Consider the following 20,662-nt stretch of genomic DNA (forward strand, 5'->3'; position numbering starts at 1 on the left):
TGACCGCAACCATAACAACAGAAAGAAACAGGAACGGATTCTACACCTGAACGGCCCGGATTAGGGGGCTGGGTCAGTATTTACTACAGAGAATTCGAGGACCTTACGCAGCTGGCGTTGCTGGTCCGACGGGGCCTCCAGCGAGATGCTTCCGATATCTGTAAAGGAGCGCATGGTCAGGGTGAAACTATCCCCGTTGCAATGAACTACGGCGAGACGGAACCGTATCAGCTATTGAAGCAACTGGAGGCAAAGATTTCTAATGACAAAGGGTTAGCCGCTCAATACTTTCTCAATAGGTCGACTAGGCACTTGGAAAGCCAAACAGCAAGCATGGCTAGGTTGACGAAGCTAAGTCGTGACCTTGCTGGTTTAATGACTTCCATGGCGCGAGAAGCACAGGCCGTCACTACCGGTAAACGCAAAAATGCGAACAAGCTAACGATACAAGTTAGAAAACTCTACAATGAAATGTTTGATCAGATATTTGTTTTTGAGACAGTTATTCCTAGTATGGAGCAGGATTTTACGAAAGCTATGAGTTTCTTTCAGCGAGCTGCGCTGATAGTTCGATCTGTCGAATCCCAGTCGGCTAACCAGCTTGATGAATCGATCTCGCAGCTAGCGGCAATGAGACAGTCTTTTGAGGGTGCTCGAGATGCCGCTCTATCCACTGCAGGATTAATTGAAACAATAGATCTAATCACACCTGATCTGAACGGGGCCAAAACTTTGTATTGTGCAGCTCTAAGAGACATTTCGGAATACTTGGACAGAGCTGTACGAACGATGACAGAAGTAGAAGGTGCTGTGAGTTTCGCTTAATTGTCAGTCGCTGCTTGTGGGGGTTACAGTTAACATATGGCAACGGTCATGGCACGGAATCAAGGCCAAAGGCCGCCGTGCCAGCGCCGACCCCGGGGCTCCGCCCGTGATTGCCTCAAACGATCCCCCGGATCGTTTGTCACTGCGTGAACCAGCAATCACCCCACCCGGGCCGGCGCTACATCCCCACCAGCGCACCGCCCCACCAAACTCACTCACACCACGACCATAAACCGCGCCGCATCACCGTCGCAGCGCCACCCCGCGGCCCGGCGCTGCCACGGCTCCGCGCGCAACGGAAACGCGCCCCGGGGCTCCGCCCGTTCGCATCTCAAACCGTCCCCCGGACGGTTTGCCGCTTCGCGGACCGGTGCTCACCCCCCGCAGCCCTCTCGTGCATTGCTGCGCAATACACTGACGGGTGACACGGCAAAGCCGCTGACCCGGCGCTGTCCCGGCTCCGCGCTCCAAGGTCTCCCGGCCCTCTCGCGCATCGCTCTGCGATACGCTGCCGGGCAACGCGCCAGCATAGCTGACGCTTGCTCCACCCGTTCGCAACTCAAACGATCCCTCGGATCGTTTATCGCTGCGCGAACCGGTAATCCCGCCTTGCGGCCCAGCAACCTCACGGCTCGCATTTGAAACGTCGGATGGCGGGATGAAATCCCGCCCTACCGGGGCGTATCAACCAACCGTGGGGCGGGGTTCACCCCGCCGCGCCCTCATCTCAAACCCGCCCAAAACCCAACAAATCTGCGCCGCGTTAACCTTGCATTCGACCGCATCCGCGCACATTCCTCGAAAATGCGCAGTTTCGCCGCCAAAACATGCACTTTCCGGAAAACGCGTAATTTTCCCCGGAAATCCGACGCATCAAAATACGCAGTTTCCCAATGAAAATATGCAGTTTTCCCCGATTCTTCCCTGATCCCCGCCGCGCATCGCGCCCCATCTTTATGGGTAAACACAAGGCACGCCGCGTTCAGCGCGTGGTAAGGTTTGACGCCACATTTAACCAAACTTAACGAAATACTTATCCACAGACCGTCATGAAACTGTTACTTTAGGTCCATGATCAGAGCAGCAGCACTTCTCACTCTTCTGGCCAGCCCCGCCGCGGCCACACCCACACCCATTGCCGAGATCCTTTGCGCCCCCACCAAGCAGATGCAGCAAAAGCTGGAACAGCAGTTCCGTTCGGCCCGCACGGCCTCTGGCATGCGCAGCCCGGATCAGATGATGGAAGTGTGGACCGACACGCGTGGCGACTGGACCATGGTGGTCCGCTATGCCAGCGGCACCTCATGCATCGTCGCGATGGGAGAGCATTGGGAATAAACGGAAAATCCGACCTAGGGCGCCGCGCGGTCTCGCAACTGCGCCACCAGCGCACCGTTCTGATTTTCCCACATCTTCCAGGCCCGATACCCTTCGATCTGGGCCTGTGGGCCTGTGGGCCTGATGTGGAACCGGCGAAATGTGCCTTGACCGCGTGGTAATGACCCATGCACCGCGCCCATTCCGTGGGCGAGGGGAACTGCGTTTCGGCCGATACCTCGCACGCGTAGTACAGGCTTAACAGTCGCATCAATTCGGTCATCAGCATCACCGTGGGCTGTTATGTGACTGTTTCCAGCGTAGCCATAATTCCGCAAAATTTGAGTAAATCATGCGTGCGGTGGTGTGATTGCTCAAAAAAGCTGGACTTGTGAGCGGCCAAACGGCATCGTTTGCATAGATTTCGTGGTGTGTTGAAGGAACGAGGGAAGATATGCCATTCACCAAAGTGATGATTGCAGCGGCGGCCTTTGCGGTTCTGGGAACTGGGGCAGCCTTGGCTCAGGTCCAGGCCGGGCCGAAAATTTACGCCTTTCACAGCCAGCACAACTACTGCCCGACCGGTTTGCAGCCCGTTACCATTGACGGTACAATCTGCTGCGGTCGTCCGAACCAGGGCATTACCTATCAGCAGGCGCTGGCCCACGCCGCTGCGAAAAAGCGTCATGTTCGTCGCGTACGGCAAAGCAGCTGTCCCGTCGGCACCAAGGGCTGCACGTTCAACTGATCAACACGCATTAAGGCAAGCGGCGCAGGATGAAGTCGTGCGCCGCTTTGTCGTTCGTGTCAGGGTGTCAGAGCATTTTCAGTTCGCCGGCCATTTGGCGCCCGTCACGACCTTCCAGCAGTTCGAAACTGACTTTTTGGTCGTCGGCCAGTCCGGTCAGCCCGGACCGCTCTACGGCTGAAATATGCACAAAAACGTCTTTGCCGCCCTCATCCGGAGCGATAAATCCGTAGCCTTTTGTGGTGTTGAACCACTTCACGGTGCCAGTTGGCATGTTCCCGTGCCTCCTTTACCTTGCAGTCTCCCCCAACGCGGAACATCGGGTCAGGGGCCGTCACTGCGCCAGCAATATCTAGACGCTGCCGCCACTTAATGAGATTGCACTTAAGACGCGAAATTCAAGGCTGAGAGACGCAATCCGCGCGGGTTGCCGCTTAATTCAACGCAAATGCGAGATGTGGATATGGAAATATACGGATTGAAAACTTGCGACACCTGCCGCAAGGCGATCAAGGCGCTGCCAGCGGCGCGTTTTGTCGACGTACGAGCCGATGGTGTGCCTGCCGATGTGATGGCTGCGGCCCTTGCAACGTTTGGCGACAAGCTGGTGAATACGCGGTCCACAACATGGCGCGGTCTGTCTGACGCTCAACGCCAAGGCACGCCGCAAGACTTGCTTGCAGCGCACCCAACGTTGATGAAACGCCCGCTTGTTGCGGATAGCGACACCCTGCACCTTGGATGGACCAAGGATGTGCAGGCCGCCCTAGGCGTGGCTTAGGCTGCGGCAGGCGCAGGTTTCGGGGCAAGGGCGCGGTCAAAGGACAGCGGCCCGGCCCCCTTGGTCACGAGCACCAGCAGCAGGAACACCCAAAGCGCGCGCTGGTCCATGATCAGACTGTTCGATGGCGCATCGAACCACGCGCCCAGCACCAGCCCGTCGCCCCATTTGTCATGGCCATTCAGGTCGGTCAGTGATTGCACCACGATGAAGCCGATCATACCAAGTGACGCCAGCCTTGTAAGTAGGCCCGCGATGATCAGCAGGGGCAGCACGAACTCCGCCACGGTGCCCGCGGTGACCACAGCCCAGTGATAGAAGCTGAGTTGCGTCAGGTCATAGCCCACATTCTCCATCACCTTGGGAAAGATTTGCGCATAGGCCCCCAGCGATGGCTGGAATATCCCGAAAATTCCGTCGCCCAGCTTGGTCATGCCCGAGACCCAGAAATACACCGCCAGCACAGCGGCGAACAGGAAACGGGCCAGCGTCGGCAGCAGCCAGTCGGCGCGTTCAAGCGGGCCAAAGATTGCGTAGTGCACACGGGAAAGGGCGGTCATTGGGTCATTCCTTTGGGGTGATCATGTCAGTAAGGGCGTTGTGCCGGACCAGCAGGGTCAGCAGGGGACCAAGGTCAAAGTCCGCATCAGCATCAGTTGCCATGTCCATGGCCTCTTCCAGTGGGGCATTGGCTCGGACGGCGGTCAGCCATGCCAGCTGCGCCTCCGATACGGCGTGCGGTTCCGGATCAAATTCGGACCGGGTGATCAGTATGGATTGGCCAATGCCCCGGGGCTTTGGCGCTCCGGGCACGGTGTTGTAGCGCCAGATATCAAGGATCGGCCAACGGGACGAAAGCACCCGAACCGCAGGGGCAAGACTGAATCGGCTACGCATCAGCACCTCGGGTGGTACAGCGCCAAGGCGTGCGGGGGCGATCGGTGCGCTGTCAGCGGCATGATAGGCGCAGCGAATGGCCACTTCCAACCGTGCAACATCACCCAGATAGCCAATATGCGCCAAGGGTTTGAAGGCATCCAGAAATGCGGGAAGGTCAGCGCCGTAATGCATCATCAATGGTGATGTGGGCGGATGCGCACGGGCAAATAGCCGTGCCAATTGGTCAAAGTTCTGATCGCCCAGCAATTTGTGCAGCACGGGAAACCCCGCGCGCAGTGCGTCGATCAGGGCGACGGTCACATTGTTGCGGTAGACCGAGAAGCGGCGCGGCGTCGGGCGGCCAGCTCCGTCTGTCAAACCCTCTGGCATCGGGTGATCTGGATCCAGAAGGGCCGCACGGAAATCGCTCTGAAGGACAGCCATCACGTCACCCGGCGGCGATCGCCGCAAGCGCCGCAGATGCGCGCTCTGCTTCGGCCCGCAAGATCGGCCAGTCCGGTACATCATTGTCCCATTCGACCAGAACAGGTGCAGGGCCCGTGCCTACCAGTGCATGATCCAGCAGGGCCCAAACAGGCTCTGCGGCCTCACGCCCATGGCTGTCGATCAACAGGGTGGCGCCATGGTCGTCCTCATCTTCGTCATGGCCGCCAATATGGATTTCGCCGACTGCAGACAGTGGATAGGCATCCAGATACGACTGCGGCGTGTATGCAAGATTGGTGGCCGAGATGAACACATTGTTCACATCCAACAGCAGGCCACAGCCCGTGCGGCGCACCAGTTCCGCAAGGAAATCCGTCTCGGACCACGTGCTTTCGGCAAAAGCAAGGTAGCTGGATGGGTTCTCAAGCAGCATGCGACGGCCTAACGCTTCCTGCACCTCATCAATGTGGTCGGCGACGCGGGTCAGGGTCGCATCGGTGTAGGGCAGGGGCAGCAAGTCGTCCAGAAATTCGGCCCCATGCGTGGACCAGGCCAGATGTTCCGAAAAATTGGCGGGATCCAGCCAGCCGACAAGATGCTTCAACCGGGCAAGGTGATCCGGATCAAGGCGACCCTCGCCGCCGATTGACAGACCGACACCATGCACGGATATGGAAAAATCATCGCGCAGTGCACGCAGCTGGGCATGCGGGCGGCCACCATCGCCCATGTAGTTTTCAGCGTGGATTTCCAGCCACTTGACGGGGCCGGGCGCGGCGCGCAATTCGGTGAAATGCTGGGCCTTGTAGCCAACGCCGGGGGCGGATGGCAGACGGGGCGGTGTCAATGTCGCATCCAGCATGTCGGAGGCTCCAGGGCGTCAATGAAAGCAGATACGCCGGACCCGTTCAGATCCGGCGCAGGCGTGTGACGTCGCCTTATGCGGGCAGATCGCGATCCAGTTCTTCGAGCGAACCCTGCCGCGCTGTGCCATCGGCCAATGCCGGCAGTTCAATCTCGGCGCAGGTGCCTGCATCGACAAGAGTCCAGGCGTTGCCCTGATAATCCACGGTCGACGTACCGGCGCATGTGGTGCCGGCGCCTGCGGCGCAGTCGTTTTCACCAGCCAGCGAAATGCCATAGCATTTCTCTTTGCCTGCAGCGGATGCGGTGGTTGTGGAATGCGCTGTCATTGCGGCTGCAACTGCGCCAACAATCGCGACAGATTTCATGGTCTTCGACATCTTCAACGTCCCTTTCGGATATCGGTTACAGTACGTTCGTGGGCCTTACATAGGTCTGCTTGGCCGGAAGTTACCACTCACGAGCCGGTGTGTCACAGACCCGTTATCACTTGTTAGAAAAAGGGCCGAAATCCATGCAGATTTCGGCCCAATTATTGCGATGTGGGATGCAAATGTTGCAATCCTTGATATCAGCGCTGGTCTGGTGGGGTGGCATCCGTGCCAAGTTGCGCCGCGACATCAGCCAGTGGCTGCACGCTGGTCTGCTTTTCGCCCAGCCGCCGTACGGACACGGTCTTTTCTTCCACCTCGCGTGCTCCGACGGCCAAGATGACCGGCACCTTACCAACCGAATGCTCGCGCACCTTGTAGTTGATCTTTTCGTTGCGGATGTCGGCCTCGGCCCGCACGCCTGCCACGCGGAGGGTCTCGACAACCTCTGCCACGTAATCATCCGCCTCGGACGTGATCGACGCCACAACAACCTGACGCGGGGCCAGCCAAAAGGGCAGCTTGCCGGCGTGTTCCTCGATTAGGATGCCGATGAAGCGCTCGAATGATCCCAGGCAGGCGCGGTGCAGCATGACAGGACGGTGCTTGGCCCCGTCAGCGCCGATATAGGTGGCGTCCAGCCGTTCAGGCAGCACGAAGTCAACTTGGTGCGTGCCGCATTGCCAGTCCCGGCCAATCGCATCGGTCAACACGAATTCCAGTTTCGGGCCGTAGAACGCGCCTTCGCCCGGGTTCATCTCTGGTTCGATCCCGGCTGCGCGGGTGGCGGCCAGAAGGGCATCTTCGGCCTTGTCCCAGATATCATCCGATCCGGCACGCTGTTCGGGCCGGTCCGAGAACTTCACGCGGAAGCTGTCAAACCCAAGGTCCTTATAAACGCTGGTCAGGTAGTCGATATAGACGGCGGTCTCTTCCTCGATCTGATCCTCGCGGCAAAAGATGTGACCATCGTCCTGAGTGAATCCGCGCACCCGCATGATGCCGTGCAACGCGCCCGATGGCTCATAGCGGGCGCAGGATCCGAATTCGGCCATGCGCAAGGGCAAGTCGCGGTAGGATTTCAGACCTTGGTTAAAGATCTGGACGTGGCAGGGGCAATTCATCGGCTTCAGCGCGTTCACGGCCTTTTCCCGCGCGTGATCCTCGTCCACTTCGACGATGAACATGTTCTCCTGGTACTTGTCCCAGTGGCCGCTTTCTTCCCACAGCTTACGGTTCACCAGCTGTGGCGTGTTGACCTCGACATACCCACCGGCCCGCTGCTTGCGGCGCATGTAGTCCTGCAATTCAGTGTAGATGTTCCACCCGTTCGGGTGCCAAAAGATCTGGCCAGGTGCCTCTTCCTGCATGTGGAATAGGTCCATCTCGCGGCCCAGCTTGCGGTGGTCGCGCTTGGCCGCCTCTTCCAGCATGTTCAGATGCGCGCGCAGCTTCTCCTTACCGGTAAAGGCCACGCCATAGATGCGCTGCAACATCGCACGGTCGGAATCCCCGCGCCAATAGGCACCAGCGATGGACATCAACTTGAACGCATCACCCGGCACCTGCCCGGTGTGCTGCAAGTGCGGACCACGACACAGGTCCTGCCAGTCGCCATGCCAGTACATGCGCAGCGGTTCATCACCCGGAATGCTCTCGATCAGCTCGACCTTGTAGGGCTCGCCCCGGTCCTCGTAATATTTGATCGCCACATCACGGTCCCACACCTCGGTGGTGACGGGATCGCGCTTGTTGATGATCTCCTTCATCTTCTTCTCGATGAGGCCGAGGTCATCCGGGGTAAACGGCTCTTCCCGGTCAAAATCGTAGTACCAGCCGTTCTCGATCACCGGGCCGATGGTGACCTTGGTGTCGGGCCAGATTTCCTGCACGGCGCGCGCCATGATGTGCGCCAGATCGTGGCGGACAAGCTCGTTGGCCTGCGCCTCGTCCTGCATGGTGTGGATGGCGACCTGTGCATCGGCATCGATGGGCCACTGCAAGTCCCAGTGCTGACCATCCACGGTCGCACTGATGGCTTTCTTGGACAGGCTCTTGGAAATGCTCTCGGCCACGATGGCAGGGGTGACGCCAGCGTCATAGGCGCGCGCATTGCCGTCGGGAAAGGTAAGGGAAATCTGGTGCTGATCTTTGGCCATATCGGCATCCTCGTCAGTTTGGCGCCCACGGAACGCCCGGTTGCTAGGTTATGTTATAAGGCGATGTGACAGGGTGGGCCGATGTCGTCAAGGTTCATGGCATAAGGGCCGCCACATTTTGAGGCGCCATTTGTCCGGCATACAAAGGCATGCCGAGAAAACGACAAAAAACTGTCGATTTGCGACGGTTTGCACTGGACGCGCGGACGCGAATCCTTAATTACAAGGGTGTTCACTATCGGAAACTTCTGATCGCGAGAGGAACGCGCAGTGCCCAAGTACAACAAGACGTTTGAGTTGTCCGTTGAAGACCTGGACCTGATCGAGGATGCGCTGCGCGCGTCCAAAAACGCTGCAATCAATGACGACCTTGCCGAAATGGCCGCCAATGACAATGTCCGCCAGATCCACGATCTGTTGGGGCGGCTGCACAATCAAAAGACGTTCTACCGCCCCGCCAAAGGGCCCTATGTCGGCGGCTGATCCAGCCGCAGGCTGAAACGCGGCCCCGTGCCGCTGCGGCGCAAGAACCCCTCACGTTCGTAAAAGCGGCCAGCTTTGCGATTGTCTGGATGCGTGCCGACCGTCATGAAACTGCAGTCTTGCGCCCGCGCCTCTGCCTGACAGGCGCGCACTAGGGCTGCGCCTACGCCATTCCCACGCGCATCCCGACAAACGAACAGGTGATGCATATCCATCCCGCGCACGCCGAATTGCAGCTGCGCCATGGGTAAAAGGGCGGCATAGCCCAACAACTGCGATCCACCATCGGCCACCAGAACCGTGGCCCAAGGATGGGGTCCCAACGCATCGCGTGCCAACCGTTCAGCATCAATATCCGGCACGTCATCGTGGCACGCAGCCAATCCGTTGATCATCGTCACGACCTCCGGCACGTCGGCCTCAGTCATCTTTCGTATGGTGATGGGCATCTCTGCCTCCTTCTTTTCAAACGCGCCGCGTTCGGGAAGGCAGGGGAAAAGCCGCTCGAACGCGGCTTTGGGTGGTCTAAGCAGGCACACCAAAAGCACGCAGGGAATGCGTGCCATAGTAATACTGATGTGCAATGCGGTTGATCATGGACACACTGAAACCGGCAAATCCGCGCCCGTCAAGGGCGCGGACCGGCATCAAGCGGCAAAAAACGCCCAGGCCATCAAAAGGCAACACACCCAACCGCCGACAAAGATCAGTGGTCGGGCCGGAAAGCGGGCCGTACCCGTGACGTAGCCCACGGCATGCGCGACGCGCAGCAGCAGAAAGGTGACGCTGACCCAAAGGGTAAGAGCCGTGAATCCATCCGCCCGGTCCACCAGCAACACCAGAATGGCAAAGGGCACCGATTGCTCCAGCAGGTTCAGATGCGCCCGGTACGCACGGCGGACCCAAGGGCGGTGCACATTCGGATCAGGCGGAATGATGAACCCGTCCGGCGCATCCGCAGGGATCGACCCCTCGGGCGCGGTGTTGACCCCGACAATGTACGGAATCCACAGGGACGCTGCCAAAACGGCCAGTATCCCTAGAATGAGAAGCTCGGTTGGCATGTGTTACGCCTCCGCCGCGTCCATGGGGCCGATATGGGCATCCTCGCCTGTCTCAAGCCAGGTTTTCAGGCCCGCCGCCCAGCGCACCCATCCATCCGCGACACCCTCGCCCGGCACGGCAGGTGTGCCCAGATCATAGTGCTCGATGGTCAGACGGATGAACTCCCCTTCGTTCCGCAGCAGATAGATGACGCGGCTGGCGGGAATGTCGGCGGTCGGGTCCCAATGCGGCTCGAATGTCCATTCCTGGCGGCTTTTCGGGTCGGATGACAGCAGCCGGTTGGTCAGCATGGGCGATCCATCGGGAAAGTGCATGGTGATCGCATCACAGTTGCGCGTCGCCTTGCTGCAGATAAAGTGGTAATGCGGGATCGCATCTTCATCCAGCAGCACATCCCACAAACGGTCCTGCGTGGTCTTGATGTACGTCTCCATCACAAAATCGGGTTTCGACATCTCGGGGTCTCCTTCGTCTTCAAGCTGATATTTGAGGTCGAGTACCGCTCGGGCCGCGGGTTTCACCCGATACGGGTCGATCCAACGGTCAATCGCTTCCTGCAGGGGCAGGGCGTTGAGGTAGTGATGCTTGAAGCGCCCCACCTTTTTCGTGGTGATCAGTCCGGCCTCTTCCAGAACACCCAGATGCTTCATGACGCCGAACCGGGTCATGTCGAGCAGCCCCTGCAAATCCTGCAGGGTCTGACCGTCTCGATCCCGCAGGCTGTCCAACAGCGTGCGGCGCGCGGGGTCTGACAAGGCTTTGAACAGATCATCCATACAGCGTCTATATGTGATTCTTTAGTCACGTGACAAGATGGTCACGTATAAAAATCCCCCAGCGTCAGGATGGACAGATGCGGCGTGCTTGCAGATGATCCGCCAAACGAAGGGGAGGGGACATGAGCGGACCAGACTATCTCGACACGCCACAAGGGCGGCGGCTCGCCTATCATCGGAGCGAAGGAACGGGGCCATGGGTCGTGTTCCTTGGTGGTCTGAAATCCGACATGGAAGGGACCAAAGCCATCCATCTCGAAGCCTGGTGCCGTGCCCAAGGTCGTGCGTTCCTGCGCTTCGACTACTCCGGGCACGGGGAAAGCTCCGGCACCTTCGAAGAGGGGTGTATCGGTGACTGGGCAGAGGATACGGCCCACGCTCTGAACACCCTGACCGACGGCAAGCTGATCGTGGTGGGCAGTTCCATGGGCGGCTGGCAATCGTTACTTTTTGCCCGCACGCACCCGGATCGGGTGGCGGGGCTGGTGACTATCGCTGCAGCCCCCGATTTCACCGAAGACGGATACTGGGCCTCTTTCACCGATGCGCAAAAGGCAACGCTGGAAGCCGAGGGCCAGATCGCCATGCCCTCGGACTACATGGAACCTTACATCATCACCAAACGCCTGATCGAAGACGGGCGAAACCAACTGGTCCTACGCGACCCGCTGCCATTGCCGTTCCCCGTGCGCTGCCTCCAAGGCACGGCTGACACGGCCGTCACCACCGAAACGGCTACCCGCCTCCTGAACCACGCCGACAGCCCCGATATGCGACTGACCTTGGTCAAGGACGCCGATCACCGCTTTTCCGACGGCCCCTGCCTCGACCTGATCGAAGACGCCATCACCGACATTCTGGAGAGCGCATGAAAACCTTCGGCAAGGCGCTCGGGCGCATCCTTCTGATCCTCGTCCTGCTGATCGGGGGCCTCTGGCTTTTTGGTCCCTACGAAAAGGCGCCACTGACCCCAACGATCAGTGACATCAACACGGATCTCGACGCACATTTTGCAAGTGTCGAAAGCCGGTTTGACGACATCACCCCCGGCACCGAAAAGCGGATCGTCTGGGTCGGTGACGCGGGAGCCAAAACATACTGGTCCATTCTCTATGTCCACGGCTTCTCTGCCACCTCCGAAGAAATCCGCCCCGTCCCCGACCGCATCGCGGAAAGCTTGGGCGCAAACCTGATCTACACACGACTTCAAGGCCACGGGCGCAGCGGCGACGCACTTGCCGAAGCCACCGTTCAAGGCTGGGTCAACGACCTCGCCGAAGGGCTGGCCGCCGCCCGACAAGCCGGAACCAAGGTGCTGATCCTGTCCACCTCCACCGGCGGCACACTTGTCACCGCCACCGCCCAAAACGCGGACCTGATGGAAAACGTCGCGGGCCTCATCCTCGTCTCGCCCAATTACGGGCTCAGCAACCCGCTCGCCAAACTGCTCAGCTGGCCCGCTGCCCGCTATTGGCTGCCGCCGCTGGCCGGAGACCGGCGTAGCTTCACGCCGCGCAACGAAGAACATGGGCTATACTGGACAACCGAATATCCAAGCGTCGCGGTCATGCCGATGGCGGCCCTGATCGACGCGGTCGCCAAGATAGACCACAGCACCCAAACGATCCCGGCGCTCTTCTGGTATTCGGAAGCCGACGAAGTCGTACGCCCGGACCTGACAGCCCAAGTCGTCCAAGCATGGGGCGCACCCACCTACACGGTCAACCCGACCATGGGCGCGCAGGACGACCCGCAGAGCCATGTGATCGCAGGCGATATCATGTCCTCTGGCCAGACCATGGCAACAGTGGAAGGTATGCTCGACTGGATTGCCACGCTGGAGAACTGACATGGACCAACGCATCTCGCTCATCACGCTCGGTGCCCGCGACATGGAAAAGCTGGCGGCGTTCTACGAGGCGCTGGGCTGGAAACGGGTCGACAGCCCCGATGGGGTCATCGCCTTCGACTTGATTGGGCAAACGCTTGGCCTCTATCCGCTTCAGGCCCTCGCAGACGATATCGGTCTGCCCATCGACCAATTGGGGTGCGGGGCCATAACCCTCGCGCACAATGTCCCGGAAAAGGCCGATGTCGCTCCGCTGCTTGCGCGGGCGGAACAGGCCGGGGCCAAGATACTCAAGCCAGCACAGGACGTGTTCTGGGGTGGCCATCACGGCTATTTTGCCGATCCCGATGGGCACATCTGGGAAGTCGCCCACAACCCGTTCTCCCCGCTGGGACCAAACGGCGAATTCCAATGGAACGGGGCCGCCTAATGCGCCGCCCTGCCAGCATGTGGAGCCTTGAAAACCTTGGCCGCGTGCGGCTTTCGAAACACTTCTACATGCGCGATTTCCTGTATTCGGAGATCGGCAACTACCACCAGGTCCAGAACCTGCCCCGCGACCCGGACCTTGCCATCGCCAACGGCAGACAGCTCTGTACCGAATTGCTTGACCCGCTGGAAGAAACCTTTGGCCGTCTCGCCATCCGCTCCGGCTACCGCTCGCCGGAACTCAATCAATATGGTAATGAAAACAGGCTGAACTGCGCCCGCAATGACAATCCCATTGAATGCCACATCTGGGATTGGGGGCATGGAGAGGCCGCAATCGCAGGCACGTCTCTGGCAATCCCGTGGTTCACCGACCAATACGAACAGGGGCGCGACTGGCGCGATCTGGCGTGGTGGATACACGACCATTTACCCTATTCAGGCATGTGGTTCTTTCCAAAACTCTGCGCCTTCAACCTCGATTGGCGCCCAAATCCACACCGCATGATCGGCAGCTACATCGCGCCCAAGGGTCTGCTCCTGCGTCGCGGGGGCGATCCCGCCGAGCCGCTGGAGCAAAGACAGCGCCGCTATACCGATTTCCCGCCGTTCCGCGGAATCGCCTACCCCTGATGCGGTGGGTGCGATGCTCTATGTGTCAACCTGTATACTTTACACCAATATCTGGTTTGTGAGTTGACCTTGCCCAGCAAAATAAGGGATTTTGCGCCCCAATAATCCTGGGGGAACAGGCAATGAAACGATTCTTGGGGGCGGCGGCGCTGGCATTGGCAGCGTCGGCCACGACTGTTGCAGCGCAGGCATGCGGCGGCATCTACACGGTGGAACGCGGCGACAGCCTGTCCGTGATCGCCGACCAGCAATACAAGAACGCCACCAAATGGACCGAGGTGCATCGCAACAACCTGTCTGTAATCGGTGAGAACCCCAATGCCCTGCGTGTGGGGATGGAGTTGCGGCTGGGCTGCATCGACGGTCTGCCGGTCGGTCTGCCCGGTGCGGCGACAACCCGGGCCCCGGTTGTACAGACTGCTGCTTCACCCCCGACGCGGCGCAGGTTGGAACAGTCGATCAACATCGTGACGGCGGGCGACTTCGCCCCCTTCACAGACCAAGCCCTTGAAAACGAAGGGCTCATTACGGATGTCGTCCACACGGCGATGCGCAGTTCGCAATCGAATGACAACTACCGTGTGCATTGGGTCAACGACTGGTCCGCGCATCTTGATCCGCTGATGACCACTGCAATGATGGACATGGCCTTCCCGTGGTATAAACCGGATTGCGCAGGCTCCCCCGACAATTACCGCTGTACGAATTTCCACTTCTCGGACCCGATGTTCGAGATGCTGATCCTGCTTTTTGTGGACAAGGCGCGCCCCATCCCTTTCGCGCAAGACAGCGATATTGAAGGGCGGACGCTGTGCCGTCCTGCGGGGTACTTCATCCATGATCTGGACCGCGCAGACCGGCGCTGGATCACAGATGGCAAGATCACACTGAAGCAACCACAAACGGTCAAAGGCTGCTTTGACATGCTGGTCGCTGGCGAAGTTGATGCCGTGGCAATGAACGAATTCACAGGCCGTGCGGCGATCAAGGATCTGGGCCTGAAGGATCAGGTCGAGGTGGTGCAAGGGCGCCCTGTGTCCATCGAAGGACTGCATGTGCTGGTGCACAAAGAACATCCGCAAGCCGACGTGCTCTTGTCCACCATCAATGGCGGTCTGGATGCCATCAAACTCTCCGGTGAATACCAACAGGTCATCGACCGCCACATGTCCAATATTTGGGCCGATTTCTGATGCTGCGCGGTCTCGCTCTATCGGTCGCCGCTTTCGCAGGGTTTGGTTCAGCCGCCATGGCCTGCCAACCGTCACTGGTTGTTGCACGGGGGGACACACTCTTTTCCATTGCAGAAGAACAGCTTGGCGATCTGTCGCGCTGGTCCCTGATCTTTTACAACAACCCTGACATTCAGGGCGGCAGCCTGCTGGACCTGCCCGCGGGCACGGTATTGACGATCCCGTGCCCGGAAGCTGCCGCACGACCCCAAGCGCCAACGCCGACAGTTCAGGCGGACCCAAAACCGCTGCAGCAAGAAGTTGAGGCCGAGATCAAGCTGGTCACAGCTTCGAACTACGCCCCTTTCACCGATCTGGATTGGCCAGGGCAGGGGATGCTGACCGAACTGGTCAACGCTGCGTTTGAAACCACGCCGAACCCGCTGACTTATTCCATCGAATGGGAAAATGATTGGTCCAAACATCTCTTTCCCATGCTCGACAGCAAGGAGTTTGACATGGGGTTCCCGTGGTTCAAACCGGACTGCGCGGGCAATCCGTCAAACGAACGCTGCGCCAACTTCCATTTCTCCGAACCGCTTGTCGATCTGGTCATCCTGCTGTTTGCTCGAGCCGAGGACCGGTTCACGTTTGCGCAGGACGCGGATTTGCACGGGAAAACCCTGTGTCGGCCTGCCGGGTATTTTACCCATGATCTTGATCGCGCCGACCGCCGTTGGCTGAGCGATGGGTTGGTCACGCTGGCGCAACCCGCCACACCTGACGATTGCTTCAAGATGCTTGTGGCGGGTGACGTGGACGCAGTGGCCTTGAATGAATTTCTTGGCGTGCAAAAGATGTTCGAGATGGAGTTGACGGACAAGGTGGCACCTTTGTCCCGGCCTGTGTCGGTCGAGGGGTTGCATGTGTTGATTTCCAAGAAGCACTGGCGGGGTACTGCGCATCTTTATCGTTTCAACGCGGGGCTGGCGAAACTCAAGCAAAGTGACCGCTACAACGAGATTGTCAGCCGACACCTCGCGCTCTTTTGGGACCAGATCAAGAGTTGACGAACCGGCAGGGCTTGCCGCCGCCCGCGTGGCAGGTCATGGTAAACAAAACGTTAATCAGCAGGCAGCAGATGGCGCGAATGGCAGGGCAGGGGCATGGCTGAGCCCCTTGTTTTTCTTCCCGGAATGATGTGCGACGCGCGGCTCTTTGGGCCGCAGATTGCTGAATTGTCCTCCGAATTTTCGGTGATGGTGTCGCCCGTAACCCGCGGGGAACGGATCGAGGAGATCGCAAGCGGCCTGCTTGATGAGCTTCCCCAACGCTTCGCGCTGGCAGGTCTATCCATGGGTGGGATCGTGGCGATGGAGATATTACGCCGCGCGCCCGACCGCGTCACCCGACTGGCGCTGATGGACACCAACCCGCTGGCTGAAACACCTCAGGTTGCCGCCGCGCGCGAGCCGCAGATCGTGAAGGTCCGGACGGGGCGGATGCACGAGGTGATGCGGGACGAGATGAAGCCTAACTACCTCGCGCCCGGTCCTTACGTGAACGAGGTATTGGACCTTGTGATGGACATGGCCTTGACGCTTGGACCGGAGGTGTTTGTGCGCCAGTCCCGCGCTTTGCAGCGCCGTCGTGACCAGCAGGGAACGCTGCGGAAATGCAAGGTACCGACCCTTGTTCTGTGTGGCGCCCACGACGAATTGTGCCCCGTCAAACGCCACAGTTTCATGGCCGAGTTGATCCCGGGAGCCGAGCTAAAGGTGCTGGAGGATGCGGGGCATTTGCCGACGTTGGAGGCCCCGGCAGAAACCACGCAGGCGTTGCGAGACTGGTTAAAACAGCCGCTGATTTTGCGCTGAAAACGGATTTGTCCCCGCGGGGACAGGGTGTTCGGTCCATTTACGAAACTCTGGAACTTGCAGGATTTTATTCGATAAAACAATATTTTAGAGAGAGGTAGCTGTTAGGCATGGGGCATCTCTCCAATCTCACTACCGGACGCGCACCTTTCGGATGTCAATGTCGCGCGAATGCATCACAAAGGGGAATACATTGCGAGAGTAGACACCGTGCTTAACCTCCCAATAACGAGGCTTTACTGTCGTTGGCAGGTTCGGGGTTAGGTAAACCTCGTCGAACCGAACCATGCCGTTAAGCCAGACAGTCGTACGGAAGCCATCTGCGCCGTCCAACTGAAATAGCGCTCTCAGCTAGTGCCCAGTGCCATCGCGCTGCACGCGCCCAGTTGCAAATGTCCCGTGATGCAAGGTTTTCCGGGGCCGCGATATACATCACTGTACCTCCTCATCCGTCCGTCGGGTCACACGTATAACTGCAACGGTTGAGCGCAGTCTCGGCGTTCATTATGGATATCGAGTATTGTAAGTTCCTCCTTTGACGCCGTGGTCATCGGGAAATTCATGGAAAACAGTTACTTTCAGTGCTGCCAGGAGAAATTTTTCCGCTATGAACCTGGGATCCTTGGGTGAACGTCCCAGTACCGCAATAGTTCGGATTGGTGTTGAAAATGCCGGTCTTGCCCTGTCGCTGGATTGCTCCGAGGCCCTAGGGGCGCCACTCACCGTCCATAACTCCAGGGTCATGTTGCATATCCTTTGAAGCTGCGTGTTTGCACAGGCCTAGCGCCAATGGTACGTTCAGAAAAGTAGGCGACTTTTTTTGATATACTATCAAAAATCATACTAATGGGAAAAGCGTATGACAGACAGCGCCACAGCCAAGGTCAAAGCGCGCATTTCGGGCGACAAGGCGTGCCCCGCACCGACCGTGATCGGGATGATCGGCGGGAAATGGAAGCTGCTGATTCTTCAGATCCTAATTTTTCAGGGCACCAAGCGATTCGGGGAATTGCGCAAGTCCATCGATGGCATCACGCAGACCATGTTGACCAATCAACTCAGGGCGCTTGAGGCCGATGGTCTGGTCACGCGCAAGGTTTATGCGGAAGTCCCGCCCCGGGTCGAATACTCGGCAAGTATGGACGGGCTGGCGTTGGAACCGGTCTTCACATCGATGCATGACTGGTGGACAAACAGATCAGCCGGTTCTTAGAGCCTGATCCACACGATCCATCTCTGCCTCGTACCAAGCGATGGTCCCTTTGGGGTCGTCGACATAGCTCACCGCGAAAGAGGCGGGCGCCTCCGTCACCTCGTCGTATTGGGTGGCCCAGACCATCATGGACACAAGTGCAGGTAAGAAATCCTTGGCCTTTTGCGTCGGGAAATAGCAGACGCTGCTGGCTTTGCGCGGGTCCGGTTCGCGTGTGAACATGCCAAGTGCTTCCAGCTTGGACAGGCGGTTGGCCAGAATGTTGGTTGAAATTCCTTCGGGCGAGGCCAGAAATTCTCGGTAGGTGCGTTTGCCATGCAAAAGCGCGTCACGCAGCAGCAGAAAACACCATTTATCGCCCACGATACCCGCCGCATAGCGCGTCGGGCAGCCATTCCAGTCGGGTTTGCCTGCAGTTGCCATGTGGCAGATATAGCTGATCACAAGGTACTTGCAATATGCAAGTGTATTGGCTATCAGATCACTTGCAAAATGCAAGTGGAGATAAATGATGGCACCCCCGTTCGTCTGGTTCGACAACATGACCCCAACACGGCAAGACACGACCGACTTTCTGCAAGAGATGTTTGGATGGCAGCCGCAAGACATCGGCCCGATGACATTTTTGACGGCTGAAGGGGCAGATACGCCCTTTGCCGCCACCTGCGACATGCTCAAGGACATCGACGGCTGGGTCCCATACATCGAGGTGGACGATTTGTCCGCAGCCCTCGCACGCGCGCGCCGAAATGGCGCGTCCGTCATCGCCGAAGACGTAAGAGGGCCGGCCGGCGACGCCAGTTTCATTCGCGACCCAGGGGGCAGCGCCATGGCACTGTGGAAGCGCGCGGACGGTGTATGAGGACGCCATGATCAGAAAACAGCTTCTCGCGGCGGCGATCTATCCGGCCATCGTCTTCCCCCTGGCGATCATCTGGCACCTCGTGCTGTTCAAGGACCGCTACATGGTATTCGGCTATTTCGAAGGCGAGCCCAACATCGCCGTCGGCCTGACCAGCATGATCATTCAGGGCGCCGTGCTGGCGGCCATCTACCCGATGTTCCGAGCGCGGCGCACTGGTCACGCGCGGGCGTTCCGGTTCGCCGGGCTGTTGGGCCTGTTTTTTTGGACAAGCCACGTGCTGGCACTTGTCGCAAAGCAGAGCGTGCCGGGGGCAGGCGCCTTTGTCGTTATGGAAACGGTATATCTGGGGCTGCAGTTTGGGCTTTTTGCGCTTGCCTTGGGCTTCATCTTTCGTGGGGCGGATCAGGCTGGAAAGCCCGTCTGACATTCAAGACGCCACTCGGCAGATATCGTGGTATTGGACCCGTCTCGGGGTCCGATGTCGTAGGTGTTTCAATGCCTCACAGCTGTGCAAGACGAAGAGGCCGTCAGTGCGTCAACTGTTGCGGTCGACCGGTTTGGGGAGGTCGCGCCGCAACGTTGAGGCACCATGTCGGACTGTAGCCATCGGCCACGACGTGGGCTCCGGGGTGGCTTACGCCAGCAATGCCTGTTCATACTCGATGGCGGTTCGGATTTCTTCCGCTGTTGTTTGACCTCAGCGGGCCAATTCAGCTTTGCAAAAAGTCAAGTAACGCTAACCCGTATCTACCTTTACGGACAGGCACGCATCCACTCTTTCCATCCGCATCATCACATGAGCGACCGGTTTCGCAACAATGAACGCGGTTGACGGACTAGGACAAATGCCCCATTAATAAAAATTAGGACAAATGACCTAGAATCGTATGCGAGATTCCCAAGTGATATTTAACCTCTACTCCCCGTCGGTCCTGAAGCCCGCTGGTTTTGCCTTCATAGTCAACGGCAACCAAACCTATGAAACGCAGCGACAGCTCGAAACTGCTGAGATGTCCGCAGCCTGACGCGGGCCTCATCGAAAAGGTAAGAGAATGGCGGCATCCGCAACACGAGAGAAGATCGTTACCTCGGCCGATCGGCTGTTCTACGAACGTGGATTCGAGGTCACGTCATTCGCGGATGTTGCCGAAGTGGTCGGCATTTCGCGTGGCAATTTCTACTATCATTTCAGGACAAAGGACGAGATTCTTGATGCGGTGATTGAACGCCGTATCAAGCAACGCCATGACATGCTTGAGGGCTGGGTAGACAGCGATCAATCACCCAAGCAGTGCATCGCAAGCTTCATTGGTATCCTGCTGATGAACAACAAGAAGATCCGGTCGTTCGGATGTCCGGTCGGCACCCTGTTCTCGGAACTGGCCAAGTTGAATCACCCCGGCGGGCCGGGTGCCCGCGCACTTTTTGACCTGTTTCGCATCTGGCTGCGCCATCGCTTTGAGGCAATGGGTCGTGGGGCGGATGCCGATGCCCTGGCCATGCACATTCTGGCGCGCAGCCAGGGCGCTGCGACCTTGGCAAACGCATATCCTGACGAACCGTTTCTGGAAACAGAGGTCGCGCAAATGCTGGCCTGGCTTGACGCGGTTGCAGGGCAGCAAAAGCAAACCGATAAAGAGGACTGAGCATGTACATCATTACGCTGACACTTGGTGACCAGAAGTCGAAAGCCCCGGACTTCATGGCCGGACATAATGACTGGATTGCGCGTGGTTTCGACGATGGTGTGTTTCTCTTGGTCGGCAGTCTGAAGCCCCAGGGCGGTGGTGCCATTCTGGCCAACGGTACCGACTTGGCGTCGCTGGAGCAACGCCTTGGGGACGCGCAGGCCAATTCTGGTGCCGGATCGCGCCAATCAGCGCTGGTCACTGGACTTCGTGTCTGACGC

28 protein-coding genes are annotated in these 20,662 nt (G+C 58.7%); 17 read left to right on the forward strand and 11 right to left on the reverse strand.

Annotated features, from left to right (window positions below; genetic code table 11):
- The first annotated feature begins 201 nt into the window (after nt 1-201).
- The 3 genes from Q1A75_RS20745 to Q1A75_RS20755 all read left to right on the forward strand — a co-directional run bounded on the left by Q1A75_RS20745 (nt 202) and on the right by Q1A75_RS20755 (nt 2,890).
- Nucleotides 202-825: a hypothetical protein gene (locus Q1A75_RS20745; RefSeq protein ID WP_299555320.1), complete on the forward strand. Its 624-nt coding sequence runs from the start codon at nt 202-204 to the stop codon at nt 823-825.
- A gap of 1,071 nt (nt 826-1,896) precedes the next feature.
- Entirely contained in the window at nt 1,897-2,163 is a 267-nt protein-coding gene (locus Q1A75_RS20750) for a hypothetical protein (protein ID WP_299555319.1), read from the forward strand.
- Nucleotides 2,164-2,596: 433 nt separating this feature from the next.
- Complete coding sequence (locus Q1A75_RS20755; protein WP_299555317.1) at nt 2,597-2,890, forward strand: hypothetical protein; 294 nt, start codon at nt 2,597-2,599, stop codon at nt 2,888-2,890.
- Between the two features lie 67 nt (nt 2,891-2,957).
- Here the strand turns inward: Q1A75_RS20755 and Q1A75_RS20760 are convergent, their stop codons facing one another.
- Nucleotides 2,958-3,164, reverse strand: coding sequence for a cold-shock protein (locus Q1A75_RS20760; protein ID WP_299555314.1), 207 nt, complete (start codon nt 3,162-3,164; stop codon nt 2,958-2,960).
- A gap of 189 nt (nt 3,165-3,353) precedes the next feature.
- Here Q1A75_RS20760 and Q1A75_RS20765 point away from each other — a divergent pair, with 189 nt between their 5' ends.
- The gene (locus Q1A75_RS20765; protein WP_299555311.1) at nt 3,354-3,671 is read left to right on the forward strand and encodes an ArsC/Spx/MgsR family protein; all 318 of its coding nucleotides are present in this window, start codon (nt 3,354-3,356) and stop codon (nt 3,669-3,671) included.
- Here Q1A75_RS20765 and Q1A75_RS20770 read toward each other — a convergent pair.
- The 5 genes from Q1A75_RS20770 to thrS form a co-directional block, all read right to left on the reverse strand.
- Complete coding sequence (locus Q1A75_RS20770; RefSeq protein ID WP_299555308.1) at nt 3,668-4,231, reverse strand: DoxX family protein; 564 nt, start codon at nt 4,229-4,231, stop codon at nt 3,668-3,670. The genes Q1A75_RS20765 and Q1A75_RS20770 overlap by 4 nt on opposite strands.
- A 4-nt stretch (nt 4,232-4,235) precedes the next feature.
- Nucleotides 4,236-4,994 carry a DNA-binding domain-containing protein gene (locus Q1A75_RS20775; RefSeq protein WP_299555305.1) on the reverse strand — a complete coding sequence of 253 codons (759 nt, stop codon included), beginning with the start codon at nt 4,992-4,994 and terminating at the stop codon, nt 4,236-4,238.
- Between the two features lie 4 nt (nt 4,995-4,998).
- Complete coding sequence (locus Q1A75_RS20780; protein WP_299555302.1) at nt 4,999-5,859, reverse strand: DUF692 domain-containing protein; 861 nt, start codon at nt 5,857-5,859, stop codon at nt 4,999-5,001.
- 76 nt (nt 5,860-5,935) lie between these two features.
- Entirely contained in the window at nt 5,936-6,241 is a 306-nt protein-coding gene (locus Q1A75_RS20785; protein ID WP_299555299.1) for a DUF2282 domain-containing protein, read from the reverse strand.
- A 191-nt stretch (nt 6,242-6,432) separates the two neighbouring features.
- On the reverse strand, nt 6,433-8,391 hold the full coding sequence (gene thrS / locus Q1A75_RS20790) for a threonine--tRNA ligase (RefSeq protein ID WP_299555296.1): 1,959 nt from the start codon (nt 8,389-8,391) through the stop codon (nt 6,433-6,435).
- A 270-nt stretch (nt 8,392-8,661) separates the two neighbouring features.
- On the opposite strand from thrS, the gene Q1A75_RS20795 reads away from it, so the two are divergent.
- Entirely contained in the window at nt 8,662-8,874 is a 213-nt protein-coding gene (locus Q1A75_RS20795) for a hypothetical protein (protein WP_299555293.1), read from the forward strand.
- Here the strand turns inward: Q1A75_RS20795 and Q1A75_RS20800 are convergent.
- From Q1A75_RS20800 to Q1A75_RS20815, 4 genes are all read right to left on the reverse strand, one after another.
- Complete coding sequence (locus Q1A75_RS20800; protein WP_299555291.1) at nt 8,859-9,323, reverse strand: GNAT family N-acetyltransferase; 465 nt, start codon at nt 9,321-9,323, stop codon at nt 8,859-8,861. The two genes, Q1A75_RS20795 and Q1A75_RS20800, sit on opposite strands and share 16 nt — an antisense overlap.
- 76 nt (nt 9,324-9,399) lie before the next feature.
- The gene (locus Q1A75_RS20805; protein WP_299555289.1) at nt 9,400-9,522 is read right to left on the reverse strand and encodes a hypothetical protein; all 123 of its coding nucleotides are present in this window, start codon (nt 9,520-9,522) and stop codon (nt 9,400-9,402) included.
- Nucleotides 9,522-9,938: an MAPEG family protein gene (locus Q1A75_RS20810; protein ID WP_299555286.1), complete on the reverse strand. Its 417-nt coding sequence runs from the start codon at nt 9,936-9,938 to the stop codon at nt 9,522-9,524. Before Q1A75_RS20810 ends, Q1A75_RS20805 begins: the two co-directional genes overlap by 1 nt.
- A gap of 3 nt (nt 9,939-9,941) precedes the next feature.
- A complete protein-coding gene (locus tag Q1A75_RS20815) occupies nt 9,942-10,715 on the reverse strand; it encodes a helix-turn-helix domain-containing protein (RefSeq protein WP_299555283.1) in 774 nt (257 codons plus the stop codon).
- 122 nt (nt 10,716-10,837) lie between these two features.
- On the opposite strand from Q1A75_RS20815, the gene Q1A75_RS20820 reads away from it, so the two are divergent.
- The 8 genes from Q1A75_RS20820 (at nt 10,838) to Q1A75_RS20855 (ending at nt 17,888) form a co-directional block, all read left to right on the forward strand.
- Nucleotides 10,838-11,587, forward strand: a complete 750-nt coding sequence (locus tag Q1A75_RS20820; protein WP_299555281.1) for an alpha/beta hydrolase — start codon at nt 10,838-10,840, stop codon at nt 11,585-11,587.
- The gene (locus Q1A75_RS20825) at nt 11,584-12,564 is read left to right on the forward strand and encodes an alpha/beta fold hydrolase (protein ID WP_299555278.1); all 981 of its coding nucleotides are present in this window, start codon (nt 11,584-11,586) and stop codon (nt 12,562-12,564) included. Before Q1A75_RS20820 ends, Q1A75_RS20825 begins: the two co-directional genes overlap by 4 nt.
- Before the next feature lies 1 nt (nt 12,565).
- Nucleotides 12,566-12,994, forward strand: coding sequence for a VOC family protein (locus Q1A75_RS20830; protein ID WP_299555275.1), 429 nt, complete (start codon nt 12,566-12,568; stop codon nt 12,992-12,994).
- 17 nt (nt 12,995-13,011) lie between these two features.
- Nucleotides 13,012-13,626 (forward strand): hypothetical protein, encoded by a 615-nt coding sequence (locus Q1A75_RS20835; RefSeq protein ID WP_299555321.1) that lies wholly within the window; start codon nt 13,012-13,014, stop codon nt 13,624-13,626.
- Between the two features lie 122 nt (nt 13,627-13,748).
- Nucleotides 13,749-14,819: a transporter substrate-binding domain-containing protein gene (locus Q1A75_RS20840; protein WP_299555272.1), complete on the forward strand. Its 1,071-nt coding sequence runs from the start codon at nt 13,749-13,751 to the stop codon at nt 14,817-14,819.
- The gene (locus Q1A75_RS20845; RefSeq protein WP_299555269.1) at nt 14,819-15,868 is read left to right on the forward strand and encodes a transporter substrate-binding domain-containing protein; all 1,050 of its coding nucleotides are present in this window, start codon (nt 14,819-14,821) and stop codon (nt 15,866-15,868) included. The genes Q1A75_RS20840 and Q1A75_RS20845 overlap by 1 nt, the downstream gene beginning before the upstream one ends.
- A 96-nt stretch (nt 15,869-15,964) precedes the next feature.
- Nucleotides 15,965-16,675: an alpha/beta fold hydrolase gene (locus tag Q1A75_RS20850; RefSeq protein WP_299555266.1), complete on the forward strand. Its 711-nt coding sequence runs from the start codon at nt 15,965-15,967 to the stop codon at nt 16,673-16,675.
- An 859-nt stretch (nt 16,676-17,534) separates the two neighbouring features.
- On the forward strand, nt 17,535-17,888 hold the full coding sequence (locus Q1A75_RS20855) for a helix-turn-helix domain-containing protein (RefSeq protein ID WP_299555263.1): 354 nt from the start codon (nt 17,535-17,537) through the stop codon (nt 17,886-17,888).
- Here the strand turns inward: Q1A75_RS20855 and Q1A75_RS20860 are convergent.
- Nucleotides 17,874-18,311 carry a helix-turn-helix domain-containing protein gene (locus Q1A75_RS20860; RefSeq protein WP_299555259.1) on the reverse strand — a complete coding sequence of 146 codons (438 nt, stop codon included), beginning with the start codon at nt 18,309-18,311 and terminating at the stop codon, nt 17,874-17,876. The genes Q1A75_RS20855 and Q1A75_RS20860 overlap by 15 nt on opposite strands.
- Nucleotides 18,312-18,399: 88 nt before the next feature.
- On the opposite strand from Q1A75_RS20860, the gene Q1A75_RS20865 reads away from it, so the two are divergent.
- The 4 genes from Q1A75_RS20865 to Q1A75_RS20880 all read left to right on the forward strand — a co-directional run bounded on the left by Q1A75_RS20865 (nt 18,400) and on the right by Q1A75_RS20880 (nt 20,659).
- Complete coding sequence (locus Q1A75_RS20865) at nt 18,400-18,750, forward strand: VOC family protein (protein ID WP_299555256.1); 351 nt, start codon at nt 18,400-18,402, stop codon at nt 18,748-18,750.
- A 7-nt stretch (nt 18,751-18,757) separates the two neighbouring features.
- Nucleotides 18,758-19,177, forward strand: a complete 420-nt coding sequence (locus Q1A75_RS20870; RefSeq protein WP_299555253.1) for a hypothetical protein — start codon at nt 18,758-18,760, stop codon at nt 19,175-19,177.
- A gap of 628 nt (nt 19,178-19,805) precedes the next feature.
- The gene (locus Q1A75_RS20875) at nt 19,806-20,399 is read left to right on the forward strand and encodes a TetR/AcrR family transcriptional regulator (RefSeq protein ID WP_299555250.1); all 594 of its coding nucleotides are present in this window, start codon (nt 19,806-19,808) and stop codon (nt 20,397-20,399) included.
- A 2-nt stretch (nt 20,400-20,401) separates the two neighbouring features.
- Nucleotides 20,402-20,659 (forward strand): hypothetical protein, encoded by a 258-nt coding sequence (locus tag Q1A75_RS20880; protein ID WP_299592804.1) that lies wholly within the window; start codon nt 20,402-20,404, stop codon nt 20,657-20,659.
- Nucleotides 20,660-20,662 lie beyond the last annotated feature (3 nt).

Origin of the sequence: uncultured Tateyamaria sp. (assembly GCF_947504105.1) — a bacterium.
Lineage (GTDB): Bacteria > Pseudomonadota > Alphaproteobacteria > Rhodobacterales > Rhodobacteraceae > Tateyamaria.

Bases quoted from the DNA above. Each gene is read 5' to 3' on its own strand.
- Q1A75_RS20745 (WP_299555320.1), top strand. From the start codon at position 202: ATGAACTACGGCGAGACGGAACCGTATCAGCTATTGAAGCAACTGGAG.
- Q1A75_RS20750 (WP_299555319.1), top strand. From the start codon at position 1,897: ATGATCAGAGCAGCAGCACTTCTCACTCTTCTGGCCAGCCCCGCCGCG.
- Q1A75_RS20755 (WP_299555317.1), top strand. From the start codon at position 2,597: ATGCCATTCACCAAAGTGATGATTGCAGCGGCGGCCTTTGCGGTTCTG.
- Q1A75_RS20760 (WP_299555314.1), bottom strand. From the start codon at position 3,164: ATGCCAACTGGCACCGTGAAGTGGTTCAACACCACAAAAGGCTACGGA.
- Q1A75_RS20765 (WP_299555311.1), top strand. From the start codon at position 3,354: ATGGAAATATACGGATTGAAAACTTGCGACACCTGCCGCAAGGCGATC.
- Q1A75_RS20770 (WP_299555308.1), bottom strand. From the start codon at position 4,231: ATGACCGCCCTTTCCCGTGTGCACTACGCAATCTTTGGCCCGCTTGAA.
- Q1A75_RS20775 (WP_299555305.1), bottom strand. From the start codon at position 4,994: ATGGCTGTCCTTCAGAGCGATTTCCGTGCGGCCCTTCTGGATCCAGAT.
- Q1A75_RS20780 (WP_299555302.1), bottom strand. From the start codon at position 5,859: ATGCTGGATGCGACATTGACACCGCCCCGTCTGCCATCCGCCCCCGGC.
- Q1A75_RS20785 (WP_299555299.1), bottom strand. From the start codon at position 6,241: ATGTCGAAGACCATGAAATCTGTCGCGATTGTTGGCGCAGTTGCAGCC.
- thrS (WP_299555296.1), bottom strand. From the start codon at position 8,391: ATGGCCAAAGATCAGCACCAGATTTCCCTTACCTTTCCCGACGGCAAT.
- Q1A75_RS20800 (WP_299555291.1), bottom strand. From the start codon at position 9,323: ATGCCCATCACCATACGAAAGATGACTGAGGCCGACGTGCCGGAGGTC.
- Q1A75_RS20805 (WP_299555289.1), bottom strand. From the start codon at position 9,522: ATGCCGGTCCGCGCCCTTGACGGGCGCGGATTTGCCGGTTTCAGTGTG.
- Q1A75_RS20810 (WP_299555286.1), bottom strand. From the start codon at position 9,938: ATGCCAACCGAGCTTCTCATTCTAGGGATACTGGCCGTTTTGGCAGCG.
- Q1A75_RS20815 (WP_299555283.1), bottom strand. From the start codon at position 10,715: ATGGATGATCTGTTCAAAGCCTTGTCAGACCCCGCGCGCCGCACGCTG.
- Q1A75_RS20820 (WP_299555281.1), top strand. From the start codon at position 10,838: ATGAGCGGACCAGACTATCTCGACACGCCACAAGGGCGGCGGCTCGCC.
- Q1A75_RS20825 (WP_299555278.1), top strand. From the start codon at position 11,584: ATGAAAACCTTCGGCAAGGCGCTCGGGCGCATCCTTCTGATCCTCGTC.
- Q1A75_RS20830 (WP_299555275.1), top strand. From the start codon at position 12,566: ATGGACCAACGCATCTCGCTCATCACGCTCGGTGCCCGCGACATGGAA.
- Q1A75_RS20835 (WP_299555321.1), top strand. From the start codon at position 13,012: ATGTGGAGCCTTGAAAACCTTGGCCGCGTGCGGCTTTCGAAACACTTC.
- Q1A75_RS20840 (WP_299555272.1), top strand. From the start codon at position 13,749: ATGAAACGATTCTTGGGGGCGGCGGCGCTGGCATTGGCAGCGTCGGCC.
- Q1A75_RS20845 (WP_299555269.1), top strand. From the start codon at position 14,819: ATGCTGCGCGGTCTCGCTCTATCGGTCGCCGCTTTCGCAGGGTTTGGT.
- Q1A75_RS20850 (WP_299555266.1), top strand. From the start codon at position 15,965: ATGGCTGAGCCCCTTGTTTTTCTTCCCGGAATGATGTGCGACGCGCGG.
- Q1A75_RS20855 (WP_299555263.1), top strand. From the start codon at position 17,535: ATGACAGACAGCGCCACAGCCAAGGTCAAAGCGCGCATTTCGGGCGAC.
- Q1A75_RS20860 (WP_299555259.1), bottom strand. From the start codon at position 18,311: ATGGCAACTGCAGGCAAACCCGACTGGAATGGCTGCCCGACGCGCTAT.
- Q1A75_RS20865 (WP_299555256.1), top strand. From the start codon at position 18,400: ATGGCACCCCCGTTCGTCTGGTTCGACAACATGACCCCAACACGGCAA.
- Q1A75_RS20870 (WP_299555253.1), top strand. From the start codon at position 18,758: ATGATCAGAAAACAGCTTCTCGCGGCGGCGATCTATCCGGCCATCGTC.
- Q1A75_RS20875 (WP_299555250.1), top strand. From the start codon at position 19,806: ATGGCGGCATCCGCAACACGAGAGAAGATCGTTACCTCGGCCGATCGG.
- Q1A75_RS20880 (WP_299592804.1), top strand. From the start codon at position 20,402: ATGTACATCATTACGCTGACACTTGGTGACCAGAAGTCGAAAGCCCCG.